Here is a 14,023-nt window from a genome sequence, read left to right on the forward strand (position 1 = left end):
AACCTTATTTTAAGTCCGCTCCTTCAATAATTTCTTCGACCACTTCAGGATTTAACAAAGTAGAAGTATCCCCCATATTGGAGATATCCTTGCTTGCTACTTTTCTCAGAATTCGACGCATAATTTTTCCAGATCTTGTTTTAGGCAATCCAGGCACAATTTGTACTTCATCAGGGGTCGCAATAGGTCCAATAATTTTTCGAACGGTATCTTTTATTTCTTTCTTGAGGTTCTCTTCAGTCCTTCCCTCCATATCACAGATCACATAAGCATAAATACCCTGACCTTTGACTTCATGTGGAAAGCCAACAACCGCAGATTCTACCACTTTAGGGTGCTCATTAATGGCATTTTCTACTTCTGCCGTACCCATTCTGTGTCCGGAGACATTAATTACATCATCTACTCGTCCTAAGATTCTCAGGTAACCATCGTGATCTCTTTTTGCTCCATCACCCGTAAAATACATGCCTTTGTAAGCAGAAAAATAAGTCTGCCTGCACCGCTCATGATCCCCGTACGTTGTTCGAAGCATAGAGGGCCATGGAAATTTGATGCAGAGATTACCTTCTACATTATTCCCATGAAGTTCATTGCCTTCAGTATCTACAATTACCGGTTGTACACCAGGCAAAGGGAGTGAAGCATGTGCTGGTTTATTTGGCGTGATTCCCGCAAGCGCGGAAATCATGATACCCCCGGTTTCTGTCTGCCACCAAGTGTCAACCAGCGGGCATTTTCCTTTGCCTATATGGTCGTGATACCAGTGCCATGCCTCTTCATTGATTGGCTCACCTACTGAACCAATTACTTTGAGTGATTCTAGTGAATAAGGTTCCAACGGTTCCAAACCATAGACCTGAAGTGCCCTGATAGCTGTTGGTGCAGTATAAAACTGATTGACCTTGTACTTATCGACAATTTCCCAAAACCGTCCCGCGTTCGGATAAGTCGGCACACCCTCAAACATCAAGGTTGTAGCTCCGGCCAAAAGCGGGCCATAGACAATGTAAGAGTGGCCAGTGATCCAACCCACATCCGCAGTACACCAGTACACATCTCCCTGAGCGTATTGAAACACATTCAAAAATGAGTAGTAAGTGTAAACCATGTAACCACTGCATGTATGAACGACACCTTTAGGTTTTCCGGTAGATCCGGAGGTATACAGAATGAAGAGCATATCTTCAGAATCCATTTCTACCGCCTTAAAATCTTTAGATTGGCCATCGATGGCATCATGCCACCAGATGTCCCTCCCTTCCTTCATGGTGACGTCATCACCTGTTCTTTTATAAACGATGACTTTTTCAATAGAGGATGTTTTCTCCAATGCCTCATCCACTACGGGTTTGATGGGAATTTGCTTTGCTCCACGATAGTTCCCATCAGAAGTTAATACCATTTTAGCTTCACAATCATTGATACGATCGGCGAGTGAGTTGGATGAAAAACCGGCGAAAACCACAGAATGAACAGCTCCAACCCTTGCGCATGCCAACATGGCGACTGCAGCCTCCACCACCATAGGCATGTAGATGATGACACGGTCACCTTTCTTAACTCCATTGGCTACAAGCGCATTCGAAAACTGGCATGTCATTTCATAAAGCTCCCTGTAGCTGATCGTTTTATTTTCATCATTCGGCTCATTGGGCTCCCAAATGATGGCAGGATCATCTCCTTTTGTAAACAGGTGTCGATCCAAAATATTTTCAGTGATATTTAATTTTCCGTTCAGGAACCACTTCACATCCGGACCATCAAAATTCCACTCCAACGTCTTATTCCAGGGCTTTTTCCAGTAGAAAGAATCAGCAATGCGTGACCAGAATTCCTCTGGCTGTAGCACACTTTTTTGGTACTCGTGAATATATCCGGAGAGGGTTTGAATTTTATGACTCATGCTATCGTTCGATTTTCCCTAAAAGGTAAAAAAGCTAATGGTTTATTGAAAGGCAGATGCAGGGTTATTCCCGAAATGATCCGTGAGATTAAATGCAACAAAAAAAGCCCTGGTCTTCCAGAGCTTCTTACTTTAAATCAATTTTTATCATTTAAAAGAGTGAAGTCAACTTCATGGCTGCACCTTTATCGCCTTCTATCTTTAGCTTTCCTGACATAAATGCCATCATGACGTTTAAGTCCCCAGAAAGGATTTTGTTGAAATTATCCGCAGACATTTTGATGGAAAATGGAGCCTCTCGCTCTTCATTCACTACGACTGTAGGAGATACGGTATCATCCAGGTGCACCACTCCCTCCTCAAATTTGAAGTTTGCTTTTCCCTGAAACTGTCCACTATGTCTATCTGCAAGCTTTTGAATTTTCTCAGTTATTTCTTCTAAAGTCATCTATTATATTGGTTTTGGTTGAAAAGTCACTTCAAATAATTTGGGCCACCACTTACCGGTAATGTAGATGCGGCCACTATCAGCATCATAAGCTATTCCGTTCAGTACGTCAGCACTTTGAGCCTCCTCTTTTGAGAGGATGCCTGTAAAATCAATTTTTTTCAAAACCTCCCCGGTTTCCGGATCAACCACAACAATGAAGTCTTCCTGATATACATTGGCATAAATTAATCCATCGATCACCTCAAGTTCATTTAGTGCATCTATTTTACCCGTATTATCAAAGACCTCAAGTTCCCGTTGAATGGTAAAACTTGCGGGATCTACGAAGTACAATTTTTCAGTCTCATCCGTCATCACCAGTTGATCACCAAGAGTCGCAAGTCCCCAACCCTCGACCTGATAGTTAAAGGTCCGAATTTGTTCCATATCAGCATTGTAAACAAACCCTCGACCTGATGTCCAGGTGAGTTGGTAGAATTCATCATTGATCGTAGCGAGACCTTCTCCAAAGAGGTCTGCAGCCAAATTCACCACTTTAAGTGTTTCTCCTGTGGTTAAATTCTTCTTTTTGAGCGCCGAACTTCCACGCTGACCAGTACTTTCATATAAAATTCCATCCTTGACTAGTAGCCCCTGTGTATAGTCATCCGTTTCATGAGGATACGTATTCTTTATTTGATAGGTCAACTCTTCAGGTGCATTTTCCGGAAGAATCACAACCTTTCGAAAATGAGTTTCAGATTTATCTCCGCTATATGCTTTAGTTACTAATCGTCTGGTTCCCACCCTTCGATCAGGAATGGTCAACTGAAAGGAATTCGCTTTAAAAGTATAAGTCTTTTCGTCTACAGAAACTACAATGGAATCAATCGGAAACTCTTCATTAGTAGCCACCGAAACATTTATTGCAGAGCCTCTGACAAATATTTGATTTTGAGAGGGCTGCTCAATGGAAGTGTTTTTCCGTATCCGGGGAGATGAATTCTTTTCTGTTTCTTCCTTGCCTTCTTTGCACGATACAAAAATCAGCAAAAAGAGAATCGCATAGCTTAGTCTGAACATGCCCTAAAATTAGCAAATACTGCTATATGATTATGCTTCCGACTTTGGACTTTCTCCAGAGGATCGCATAAGTGTTGGTACTGTCAGCCCCTGATAAAGTACCGAGCAAACTACTACGATATAAGTCATCGTTACAATCACTTCCTTTCCATTAAAATCAGTAAGGGACAAGGAAAGTGCAATAGGTAAACCTCCCCTCAAAGCCCCCCAGGTAAGAACAGATATCGTATTGGGAGCAAAATGGTTTTTCACCGACATCATTTTTATTGGGATAAAAACACTTGTCCACCTTCCGAACAATACAATACAGATAGCAAAGAATCCTGCAGCAATAAAATCCAGGCGAAGATCTAAAACCAACATCTCCAAACCGATGAGCACAAACAGCATGGCGCTAAAAGTCTCTTCCAGCAACTTCCAGAATTTGAAAACATAATCTCCTGTTGCACTAGCCACATGTGTGCTTTTTCCCTCATTCCCTACAACGAGCCCCATAACAACAGCTGCTTGCTTGGCAGAAACGTGAATAAAATCTGCTAGCTGAGATCCAACAAGTACTAAAGCTAGTGTGATCAACACTTCGACCTCCACCGCATCATTATCAACGTACTTTAGCAGGCGATAGCCGATATATCCTAAAAGTAATCCGATAAATATTCCACCACCTATATCTGCTATCACAATGTAGGCGGTTTCAATAATCGTCAATGTATGATCCTCTCCCGCATGGGCAATATCCAATAACGTTAGCGCCAGAACTACGGCAATACCATCATTAAAAAGAGATTCACCCTCAATCTTGATTTCCAGATCTTTAGACAGATTGAACCGTTTGATTGTGCGTGTTACAGCAATGGGATCTGTTGGTGATATCAGGGCGCCAAAAACAAGGCAGTATAGATAGTCGAGGTGGATACTCATTGCATCCAACATGAAATAAACACCGGTACCAATTACGAAAGTGGAAATCAATACTCCGACAATGGCCAGCACCAAAACCGAACTCCGTTGGCTGCTTAATTTTCGGAAATCAATGTTCAGAGCTCCAGAAAAGAGCATAAAACTCAGCACGATCTGGTATAATACCTCTTCGAATTCATATTCCTTCACATGCTCAGCGAGGTGTAACTCAGGAAAAACACTTCCAATAATCAGGACGATTACGGAAAGTACAAGTGCCATAATCATCAACCCAATGGATGATGGTAGCTTAAGGTAAAAAGTGTTTATAAAAATAAACGCTCCCGATAGGAAGATAAACAAGGCGATGATGTCGAGAATACTCACTTCCGTGCAATTTAAAAGGTGATTCTACGCAATATTAATTTTAAAAACTAACAGTACGAACTTTAATACTAGCGTTTGAGAGTATGAAGAAGTATTGTCGCATCCTTCTGAATTCATCAGGGGATTGAACAAATACTTTATAATTTGGTACCTCTTTTAGTACCTGTCCCATTTCTGGAACTCTTTCTGGTGGGTTATACCTTTATAAAAAGGCTGAATAACAGGAACGAAGATAACTTTTTTTATATTTTCTAGCAAAAAATGAATATTGGTGAAAGATGCGATAAATAACAAGCTAAAAAAGCTCAATGCTGACACAGAATCAATCTACTCCTCATTAGAAGGAATTTCAGAGGAAAAGCTTCAGGATCAGCGTTATGGGTGGAGCATTATACAGGTGTTATCACATTTGAATGATGCGGAGACTGCTTCACTTAAATACATGCAGAAAAAAGTGAAGGCTGGCGATAAAATGCAAAATGCAGGTTTGGGTAGTTCGCTTAGAATGGGGCTTACCAATATGGTCTTGAAAAGCTCATTAAAATGGAAGGCACCCAGTTACATTTCCAGTCCTCCTACTTACACACTAAATGAAATAAAATCGAAGTGGGGAGAAACCAGAAGCCAAATTCATGAGTTTGTAAATGAGTATCCGGATAAATGGCTGGACAAGCTTGTGTATAAGCACCCGATGGGCGGAAGACAAAATCTTGAACGAGCAGTTGACTCGTTTATATATCATCAGGTTCACCACGTGCATCAAATCAATCGAATCAAAAAACAACTGGGACTTTAATGCTACAGATCAAAGGACTAAAACACACCTACGATGGTGCTGCTGTTATTTGCTATCCTGACTGGGAGGTGAAAGAAGGGAATCACGCGATTATATTGGGCAACTCCGGCTGTGGAAAAACCACACTGCTTCACTTGATTGGTGGGCTAATGCCTCCAAAAGAAGGAACGCTGGAAGTTGCAGGTGAAAATCTTTCAGAAAAATCGAAAGCTAAGCTTGATCGATTCCGAGGAGAACATATTGGAATCGTTTTCCAGAAACCACATTTAGTTCGATCACTTACAGTGAAGGAAAACCTAACCTTGTCTCAATACCTGGCTCACAAGAAAACGGACAGTAAGCGAGCAGATGAGGTTCTGGAAAGACTGGGAATCAAAGAATTGGCCAACCGTCGCGTCCACCAGATTAGCCAAGGACAGGCTCAGCGAGTTTCAATTGGAAGAGCGGTGATTAATAATCCTAAACTGTTGCTAGCCGATGAACCGACAGCCAGCCTGGATGATGAAAATTGTCAGAAAGTCATTGACTTACTTAAATCTCAGGCTGAAAAGACAGGGGCAACATTGATTGTGGCTACTCATGATCATCGGGTGAAAAGCGAATTTCAAAACGAGCTGGACCTATGAATCTATTTTCACTAAGCATCAAAAACGTTTTTGCCAAGCCACTTAGCTCGTTGCTGAGTGTTCTTTTGTTTGGGTTTGGTGTAGCAATCATCGTTTCTATTCTTCTCACCAGCACATTTTTGAAAAATGAGATCAATAAAAATGCACAGGGCATTGATTTGGTGGTTGGCGCGAAAGGCAGTCCGCTGCAGATTATTCTGGCTACCATTTTTCACATTGATTTTCCAACCGGAAACATCTCACTCAAAGATGCCAATGACCTAACACGAAACAGGTTAGTAGCTTCTGCCATCCCGCTTTCTTTAGGAGATAGCTATCAGGGCTATCGTATAGTCGGCACGACCAAAGCTTACCCCGATCTCTATGAGGTCAAGTTGGCAAAAGGAGAATGGTTTGGAGATGAAATGACAGCCACAGTCGGGGCTTCTATTGCAAAAACCCTTGGAATTGAAATCGGAGATCAATTGGAGAGTGCACATGGGCTGGCGGAAGGTGCTGGTGGACATGAAGAGCACCCATTTAGGGTTGTTGGCATCATGGAGGCTTCAGGATCTGTTATGGATCAGTTGATTTTAGTTTCTGTACAAAGTGTGTGGGAAGTGCATGGAAGCCATGAGGAGCACGATCATGAGGAAGGGGGTGATCATCATGAAATTGTTTCGTTGGATCGGCTCGGGTTGGAAGTCACAAATGAACAGTTAGAGAATGAAGACATCACCTCCCTACTGCTAAAGTACCGGTCACCCATGGCGGCTGTACAATTGCCGCGAATTGTCAATGGAACCAGCAATTTGCAAGCTGCTTCTCCGCCCTATGAGACCGCTCGCTTGTTCAATATCATCGGCGTGGGAGTGGATGTGGTGAATGTGCTAGGGCTGGTCATTATTGTTTTGAGTGCCACCAGTGTGTTTATTGCTTTAATTAATTCACTCAAAGAGCGAAAATATGAGTTAGCAATCATGCGCTCGATGGGAGCGAGTCAGGTAAAAATCTTTGTATTGATTTTAACCGAAGGAATCGTTCTGACCATCATCGGAAGCATCTTTGGTTTTGCGCTGGCACATCTGGGTTTTGCGATTTTGGCTGACTCGATGGAACAAATTCAGACCAGCGGTATGTTTTTTGTAACTGATGAATATAAAGTAATGCTGGGGAGTCTGACCGTTGGTATTTTTGCCTCGATCATTCCGGCATTTCTTGCGTACAAATCAGATATTTCGGAAACGCTTTCAAAAGCATAATTATGAAACAACTTATTTTTTCTTTTTCCATTCTTTTTTCAATCGCAGTAAGTGCACAGTATACTGACTCCAACAAAAACTGGGAAACATTAGCTGATGTGAAGTATGAAAAATCGCAGGATGAATACGGAGAGATTTACGTACCAAAGTTTGGTGATGACGTGCAAAGGATGAATGGTAAAACAGTTTCATTAAAAGGATTCATCATCCCTTTTGAAGGCATGTTTGAGCCAAAGCATATCATCATTTCCTCGCTTCCTATTGCCGCATGTTTTTTCTGCGGAGGCAGTGGACCAGAAACAGTAGCTGAAGCTTATTTAAAAGAAGAAGTGAAATACACAGCCAAGCCTGTGACAGTAACCGGAAAGTTGGTGCTCAATGACACAGACTATGATCAGCTCATGTATATCTTAAAAGACGCTGAAGTAAAAATCGATTAGAAAAAAATCCCCTCTTACAGTTTCCCCCTTGAGGGGGCTAGGGGGTGACGAAGAACCAAATATACTATATGAAAAACCTAACATTACTAACCGTAATCATCTTTTTAGCCGCATGCGGTCCTTCTAAAAAAGAAGAACTCCAAACGCTAAAAAGCGAGGTAATGGCTATCCATGATGAAGTGATGCCAAAAATGGGCGAGCTCAGAAGAACCCGAAAAGATCTATTGCTGCAGGCAGATTCTTTGATGGAAAGCAATCCCGATAGAGCAGCTATGCTTACAACCGTAGCAGACGAAATAGGAAATGCGAACGAAGGCATGATGCAATGGATGCGTGCCTACGAGCCGGAATTTGAAGGCACAGATGAAGAAATCAAACAATACCTGGAAGATCAGAAAGTAGCTATCCAGAAAGTGAAAGATGAAATGATAGAGTCACTGAAGAAGGGGAATGATGTTTTGAGTGAGGAGAATTAGTTCTCCTCACATTCCTCTAACCATTTATCTACGTCTTTTACACCGACAAGACCAGCATCATTACCCCAGGCGTTTCCAATGTAAGTAAGTACTTCTGCGATCTCTAAATTGGTTATTGGGTTGCCAGGCATCATTTGGTTATACGTTTCTCCATTCACCACAATCTCTTTGCTCTGGCCATTTTTAATGATACAAGCGGCTCTTGGAAGATTTTCGAGTAAATAATCTGCTCCGGCAAGTGGCGGATATAAAGAAGCCAGCCCTTTTCCATCTTGTTGGTGGCAGTTGGCACAATAGGTAGCATAAACTTTAGCGCCCTCCACCTGATATTGTTTCAGTCTAACCTCATCTCGCGAGCTGAGTTCTGATTTCTTTTCTTCTTTTTCCTGCCCTTTTCCTCCACCACATGCAAAAAGTGTCATGGCCAAAAGCCCAATTAGATAGTTACTTCTCATCCGAATATTCTTTTAATAGTTTTTCTATGTCATTCATAAGCACATCCACTTGTTCAGGAAGCGTTCCATCATAAACCCCTCGAATGCGCCTTTCTTTATCTACCAACAAAAAAGCACCAGAGTGAATGTATCCTCCGGGAGCATCTGAGTCTTCATCTGCAATAGACATGTAGCTACCTTCCGCCAGATCATAAATGTAATCCTGATCTCCGGTTACAAACTTCCATTTGTCCGAACTAACACCAAGCCGCTGAGAATAGTCTTTCAACAAAGCCACGGTATCATATGTTGGATCGATGGTATGAGAGAGAATGGCTACTTCCGGATTGCTTTCAAATTTCTCATATATACGCAGCATCTGAGCTTTCATCTTTGGACAAATGGTTGGGCAGGAAGTAAAAAAGAAATCCGCTACATAACCTGACCATCGAATGTCTCATTTGTAACAATACTACTATCCTGATCTACCAGTTGAAAATCCTGAATGGTATGATAGATGGTATCATTTTCCTCATAAATAGTATTGCCCATGAAAGGCAACTTATCAGATCCAGACTGCTGCTGGCAGGCCATCAAAATGATAAAAGGTATAAGTAGTTTTTTCATCAGTCTTTCCGAAATCGTTTATATAATTTGATCGCTATCATTAACACAATTGCGAAGCTAATAAGTCCCATCGTACCATAAATCCAACTGATTTCATTTTTCAAAACAATAAGGAAAACAACCGCGAAAAGTATCAGGGTAGCTGCCTCATTAAAAACGCGTAGTTGAGTGGATGTATACCTCGCCTTCCCTTTTTGTAGCTGCCTGAATATACCGTGACAGCCGAGGTGATATAAGAAAAGAAGTATCACAAACCCTAGTTTCACGTGCATAAATGGCATTTTTAACCATTCTGGCTGTACAACCAAAAGAGATATGCCAAGTATCAGCGTAATCACTGCAGAAGGCCAGGTGATGATATACCATAATTTTTTACTCATTAAATCCAACTGATCGGAAAGGATGGAGCGATCCGGCTCTTCTTTGCTCAAGGCCTCAGTATGATAAATAAAAAGTCGAACGATATAGAACAATCCGGCGAACCAGGTAATTACGAATATGATATGGAGAGCTTTCAGATATAAATAATCCATTCGGGAGCTTTTTAGTTATAATTGTTGTTAACCCGTGGTTGTTGCAAATTTGATTTAAATCCTGATATCACACGATAATGAGCGCCGAAAGTAATCTATGGTATTTTGAGGATGTAGACCTGTTTAAGGTCTTGTGTCCATCCAAAACTCCGACAATGGAAGATAAACACACTCCCGGAGTTTACAAGAAAGATGAATTTATCTACTTCAAAGATCAATCCTCCGAAAATATTTACATGGTCTCAAATGGACGTGTGAAGATCGGAACGTACGGTCCCGATGGCAAAGAGATTGTTAAAGCCATACTCACAAAGGGAGAATTGTTCGGTGAAATGGCCCTGGCCGGTGAAGATACACGTCAGGATTTCGCACAAGCTATGGATAATGATACGCGCGTTTGTGCGATGACCATTGAGGATCTGCAAAACCTTATGGTAGATAATAAAGAACTGAGTTTTAAGATCCTCAAAATCGTTGGGTTTCGTTTGCGTAAAATGGAGCGAAAAATTGAATCCTTGGTCTTTAAAGATGCCCGAACACGCATTGTAGATTTTCTCAGAGAAATGGCAGAAGAAAAAGGCCAAAAGGTGGGCTTTGAAATGATGATCAAAAATCATTTGACTCATAAAGATATTGCCAGCCTTACCGGTACCTCCCGACAAACTGTCACCACGGTCATGAATGAACTTCGTGACAGTAATCTCATCACATTCGACAGGAGACGGATCTTAATCAGAGATCTGGAAAAACTAGCCTAATCGACCTATCATATCCAGCTCAAGTTAATTTAACGTGAATATCGCATAAGGTGAAAGAAAAGAGCCATTATTCCCCTCCCTTGGAGGGGTGGTGGGGGTGGGTTCATTTAAAAATGCTTTTCTTTCACACGTAAAATGACCCAAAATGATTGCTTTTAGAAACCCACCTCTCTCTCCTCCAAGGAGGAGACTTTAAGGCATCATTTTGGATCATTTTAGTTTCCTCTTATCCAATATTCATGTTAATTCCGGTTAAATAATACTTACAAATACGAAGTTAATTATTAATTATACTTACATTTACGAAATTAATGTTCAAGTAGTAATATGAAAGGAACGAATTTAGGAGAGTTTGAAGAGCTAGTTTTGCTGACTGTCGGCATCTTATATGATAATGCTTACAGCGTGGCTATTCAGCAGGAGCTTAATAAGCAAACCGACCGAAAAGTAAGTATCAGCTCGGTTCATGCTGCAGTCTATCGTCTGGAGGAAAAAGGACTTTTAAACTCCAGAATGGGCGAAATGTCCAGTGAGCGTGGTGGCAAAAGAAAGCGGATTTTCACCATTTCACATGCTGGAAAAGAAGCTCTTGAAACCGCTAACGAGTTGAGAAACCGCATGAGAAATCAGATTCCGGAAATAGCATTTGAACATCTGGGATGAAAGGACTTGAGCCACCGAAACTTCCACTGAAACTATTCCGCCTCTATTGCAGCGATGAGCGGTTAGAGGAGTTGGAAGGGGATCTCTATGAAGTTTTTCAGGAGCGAATAGCAGAAAAAGGGACACGATTTGCTTCACTCTTCTATTGGTGGTTAGTCATTCGCAGTTTTCGATCATTCGCACTAAAAAGGACTAAAATGAAAAACAAAGGACATCTACTCTCTGTGGCCTCTTTGGCACACAACATCAAGATCGCGTGGAGAAATATAATCCGAAGAAAAACCACCACGGCTATTAACGTTACCGGGCTGGCCATAGGCATTGGTGGATTTGTGGCTATTTACAGCCTTGTATCATATGAGCTCAGTTTCAATAAACATCTTCCCGATAGGGATCGGATTTACCGGGTTTATACGGAATTTGGAGGGGCTTTTTCAGGAACCAACCCTGCTGTTGCAACCCCTATTCCTGATTATCTGGAGGAAAGTGCAAGCATTATCGAATCACTGGCCCGTGTATATACTTTCCAGACCAAAGTAAAAACCAAAGGAGATGAGGGGGAGATAAAAAAATTTGATTGGAACAATAAAATAGCCTTTGTTGATCACCGGTATTTTAACGTCATCGATCAGTATGAATGGCTTGCCGGGACAGCTAATAATTCGCTTGATAAACCCAATCAACTGGTAATCACCAAGGATCAGGGTGAGAAATACTTTGGAGGAATACCACCTCTGGATATGATAGGAAAACAAGTTATTTACGGAGATTCACTCAACGTCATTGTTTCCGGGGTAGTTTCACTCAATTCTTCAAAAACAGATTTTAATTTTACCGATCTCATTTCCTTCAGCACGATAGATGCAACCTGGGTAAAGGAACAATTTCCCAAAGGTGAATGGACAAGTGTAAACAGCTCATGGCAGCTTTATCTTAAGTTTCACAGTCAGGCGACTGAGGATCAAATTGGAGAAATACTCGAGGACCTCAATAGAGAGATGGCCTCTCATGAATCGGATAGTGAAACATGGCATACAGAGCTTGCTCTTCAACCCGTCGATGACATTCATTACGACTTGAATGTGGGGATCTTCGATCATTCGAGATCGGCCACCGATTTAAAGACGTTAAACATTCTGCTGGGTGTAGCAATCGCCCTTCTCTCCATTGCTATTTTCAATTTTATCAATCTTGAAACGGCACAGGCAATCAACAAATCAAAAGAAGTAGGCCTGAGAAAGTCCATGGGAATCTCAAAACCTTCTTTGATTGGTCGCTTTTTAACGGAAAGTACAATGGTCACCTTTTTAGCTGCTATTGTTTCACTCCCAGTATCATTCTATGGGGTTAAGCTGTTTTCAGATCTAGTGCCTCAAGGATTTTCTATCGAATGGACTAATCCTTTTTTCTGGATCTATCTAATGGCATTGGTGTTAATTGTTGGTTTTCTGGCCGGGGTTTACCCGGCATTTATCGCCTCCTCTTATTCTCCTGTTCAGGCCTTGAAATCTACAATTAAATTTTCAGCTAAATCAGGAGGTAGTCAAGCCATCAGAAAAGTATTAATCACTTCCCAGTTCGTCTTTTCACAACTACTGGTCATCTGTACCATTGCCATTGTATGGCAAGTATCCTATATGCTGGATAAAGAAATGGGGTTTAAGGATGAAGGGGTGATCTACTTTGAGACACCACGATATGAAAATAAAGAGAAGCAGCAAGTTCTACTGAACGAGATTCAGCGTATTCCTCAAATTCAATCAATGAGCGTTCATCAGAGTCCGCCCGCCCGGAATGGATGGTCGACCTCCACGATGAAATTTTATGATCAGGATTCCACCGAGACGGTGCAGTCGGTGCATCAAAAGAGAGGAGATGAACATTATTTTGACGTTTACCAGCTTGAGCTTTTAGCAGGAAGAAATATAAAAGAAAGTGATGGGAAGCTAGAAACGGTCATTAATGAGACGTACGCTAAAATGCTTGGTTTTGAAGTGCCTCAGGCAGCAATAGGTGCTAAGGTATCAAATGGAGAGCGCGTGTATGAGGTAGTAGGGATTCTTAAAGACTTTCATTTCCAATCCCTTCATGTTGCTATCGAGCCGCTGATGTATTCGTACGATGAAAAATATTCCAGATGTATTGGTTTATCCTTAGCAACAAAAGATTTACCGTCTACGATCAATGAACTTACGGATGTCTGGAGTAACATTTATTTGGATGAACCACTTGAAGTGAAATTCATGGACGAAATGGTCGAGAGCTTTTATGAGACAGAAAAGCGTACCTCAAAAGTGGCAGGAGTTGCTACGGTGATTGCTATACTCATCTCCTGCCTGGGACTATTTGGCTTGATTTCGTACAACATCATACAAAAATCCAAAGAAGTAGGTATTCGTAAGGTGCTGGGAGCATCGGTCTTAAACATTGGGACAATTCTCTCTAAAGAGTTCTTGATACTTATCCTGATCGCTTTTTTAATCGCAATTCCGGTAGCGTACTTTCTTATCAATAGCTGGATGGAAGATTTCACCTACAAAACCACTATTTCCTGGTGGATTTATGGTTTGGGCGGATTCATATCCATTGCCATAGCATTAATGTCAATTGGGTTAAAGATATGGAGGGCTTCTGATGCAAATCCTGTGGATTCCCTCCGATATGAGTAATCACTGAAAAGTAAATTTTGTTTAACAAAATGGTGATTGTCTGCTGGTTGACTG

16 protein-coding genes are annotated in these 14,023 nt (G+C 41.4%); 8 read left to right on the forward strand and 8 right to left on the reverse strand.

What is annotated here, in order from left to right; translation table 11 throughout:
* Nucleotides 1-4: 4 nt before the first annotated feature.
* The 4 genes from acs to ACOQON_RS13810 form a co-directional block, all read right to left on the reverse strand.
* The gene (gene acs, locus ACOQON_RS13795; protein WP_420576001.1) at nucleotides 5-1,906 is read right to left on the reverse strand and encodes an acetate--CoA ligase; all 1,902 of its coding nucleotides are present in this window, start codon (nucleotides 1,904-1,906) and stop codon (nucleotides 5-7) included.
* A gap of 151 nt (nucleotides 1,907-2,057) precedes the next feature.
* Nucleotides 2,058-2,354 (reverse strand): SCP2 sterol-binding domain-containing protein, encoded by a 297-nt coding sequence (locus tag ACOQON_RS13800; RefSeq protein WP_420576002.1) that lies wholly within the window; start codon nucleotides 2,352-2,354, stop codon nucleotides 2,058-2,060.
* Nucleotides 2,355-2,357: 3 nt separating this feature from the next.
* The gene (locus ACOQON_RS13805) at nucleotides 2,358-3,419 is read right to left on the reverse strand and encodes a glutaminyl-peptide cyclotransferase (protein WP_420576003.1); all 1,062 of its coding nucleotides are present in this window, start codon (nucleotides 3,417-3,419) and stop codon (nucleotides 2,358-2,360) included.
* A 30-nt stretch (nucleotides 3,420-3,449) separates the two neighbouring features.
* A complete protein-coding gene (locus ACOQON_RS13810) occupies nucleotides 3,450-4,706 on the reverse strand; it encodes a cation:proton antiporter (protein WP_420576004.1) in 1,257 nt (418 codons plus the stop codon).
* Nucleotides 4,707-4,977: 271 nt separating this feature from the next.
* Here ACOQON_RS13810 and ACOQON_RS13815 point away from each other — a divergent pair, with 271 nt between their 5' ends.
* The 5 genes from ACOQON_RS13815 to ACOQON_RS13835 all read left to right on the forward strand — a co-directional run bounded on the left by ACOQON_RS13815 (nucleotide 4,978) and on the right by ACOQON_RS13835 (nucleotide 8,285).
* Nucleotides 4,978-5,502 carry a DinB family protein gene (locus ACOQON_RS13815; RefSeq protein ID WP_420576005.1) on the forward strand — a complete coding sequence of 175 codons (525 nt, stop codon included), beginning with the start codon at nucleotides 4,978-4,980 and terminating at the stop codon, nucleotides 5,500-5,502.
* Nucleotides 5,502-6,128, forward strand: coding sequence for an ABC transporter ATP-binding protein (locus tag ACOQON_RS13820; protein ID WP_420576006.1), 627 nt, complete (start codon nucleotides 5,502-5,504; stop codon nucleotides 6,126-6,128). Before ACOQON_RS13815 ends, ACOQON_RS13820 begins: the two co-directional genes overlap by 1 nt.
* Entirely contained in the window at nucleotides 6,125-7,369 is a 1,245-nt protein-coding gene (locus ACOQON_RS13825; RefSeq protein ID WP_420576007.1) for an ABC transporter permease, read from the forward strand. The genes ACOQON_RS13820 and ACOQON_RS13825 overlap by 4 nt, the downstream gene beginning before the upstream one ends.
* Nucleotides 7,370-7,371: 2 nt before the next feature.
* A complete protein-coding gene (locus ACOQON_RS13830; RefSeq protein WP_420576008.1) occupies nucleotides 7,372-7,809 on the forward strand; it encodes a hypothetical protein in 438 nt (145 codons plus the stop codon).
* A 68-nt stretch (nucleotides 7,810-7,877) separates the two neighbouring features.
* Nucleotides 7,878-8,285 carry a hypothetical protein gene (locus ACOQON_RS13835; RefSeq protein WP_420576009.1) on the forward strand — a complete coding sequence of 136 codons (408 nt, stop codon included), beginning with the start codon at nucleotides 7,878-7,880 and terminating at the stop codon, nucleotides 8,283-8,285.
* Here the strand turns inward: ACOQON_RS13835 and ACOQON_RS13840 are convergent.
* The 4 genes from ACOQON_RS13840 to ACOQON_RS13855 are packed head-to-tail and all read right to left on the reverse strand — an operon-like array spanning nucleotide 8,282 to nucleotide 9,879.
* Nucleotides 8,282-8,740, reverse strand: a complete 459-nt coding sequence (locus ACOQON_RS13840; protein WP_420576010.1) for a c-type cytochrome — start codon at nucleotides 8,738-8,740, stop codon at nucleotides 8,282-8,284. The genes ACOQON_RS13835 and ACOQON_RS13840 overlap by 4 nt on opposite strands.
* Nucleotides 8,730-9,098 carry an SCO family protein gene (locus ACOQON_RS13845; RefSeq protein WP_420576011.1) on the reverse strand — a complete coding sequence of 123 codons (369 nt, stop codon included), beginning with the start codon at nucleotides 9,096-9,098 and terminating at the stop codon, nucleotides 8,730-8,732. The genes ACOQON_RS13840 and ACOQON_RS13845 overlap by 11 nt, the downstream gene beginning before the upstream one ends.
* A 53-nt stretch (nucleotides 9,099-9,151) precedes the next feature.
* A complete protein-coding gene (locus ACOQON_RS13850; RefSeq protein ID WP_420576012.1) occupies nucleotides 9,152-9,346 on the reverse strand; it encodes a hypothetical protein in 195 nt (64 codons plus the stop codon).
* Nucleotides 9,346-9,879, reverse strand: coding sequence for a CopD family protein (locus ACOQON_RS13855; RefSeq protein WP_420576013.1), 534 nt, complete (start codon nucleotides 9,877-9,879; stop codon nucleotides 9,346-9,348). The genes ACOQON_RS13850 and ACOQON_RS13855 overlap by 1 nt, the downstream gene beginning before the upstream one ends.
* Nucleotides 9,880-9,956: 77 nt before the next feature.
* Here ACOQON_RS13855 and ACOQON_RS13860 point away from each other — a divergent pair, with 77 nt between their 5' ends.
* From ACOQON_RS13860 to ACOQON_RS13870, 3 genes are all read left to right on the forward strand, one after another.
* Entirely contained in the window at nucleotides 9,957-10,637 is a 681-nt protein-coding gene (locus tag ACOQON_RS13860) for a Crp/Fnr family transcriptional regulator (protein WP_420576014.1), read from the forward strand.
* Nucleotides 10,638-10,964: 327 nt separating this feature from the next.
* Nucleotides 10,965-11,300: a PadR family transcriptional regulator gene (locus tag ACOQON_RS13865; protein WP_420576015.1), complete on the forward strand. Its 336-nt coding sequence runs from the start codon at nucleotides 10,965-10,967 to the stop codon at nucleotides 11,298-11,300.
* Nucleotides 11,297-13,969, forward strand: a complete 2,673-nt coding sequence (locus ACOQON_RS13870; RefSeq protein ID WP_420576016.1) for an ABC transporter permease — start codon at nucleotides 11,297-11,299, stop codon at nucleotides 13,967-13,969. Before ACOQON_RS13865 ends, ACOQON_RS13870 begins: the two co-directional genes overlap by 4 nt.
* Nucleotides 13,970-14,023: the final 54 nt, after the last annotated feature.

The sequence above is a fragment of the Ekhidna sp. genome (genome assembly GCF_965221965.1).
Classification (GTDB): domain Bacteria; phylum Bacteroidota; class Bacteroidia; order Cytophagales; family Cyclobacteriaceae; genus Ekhidna.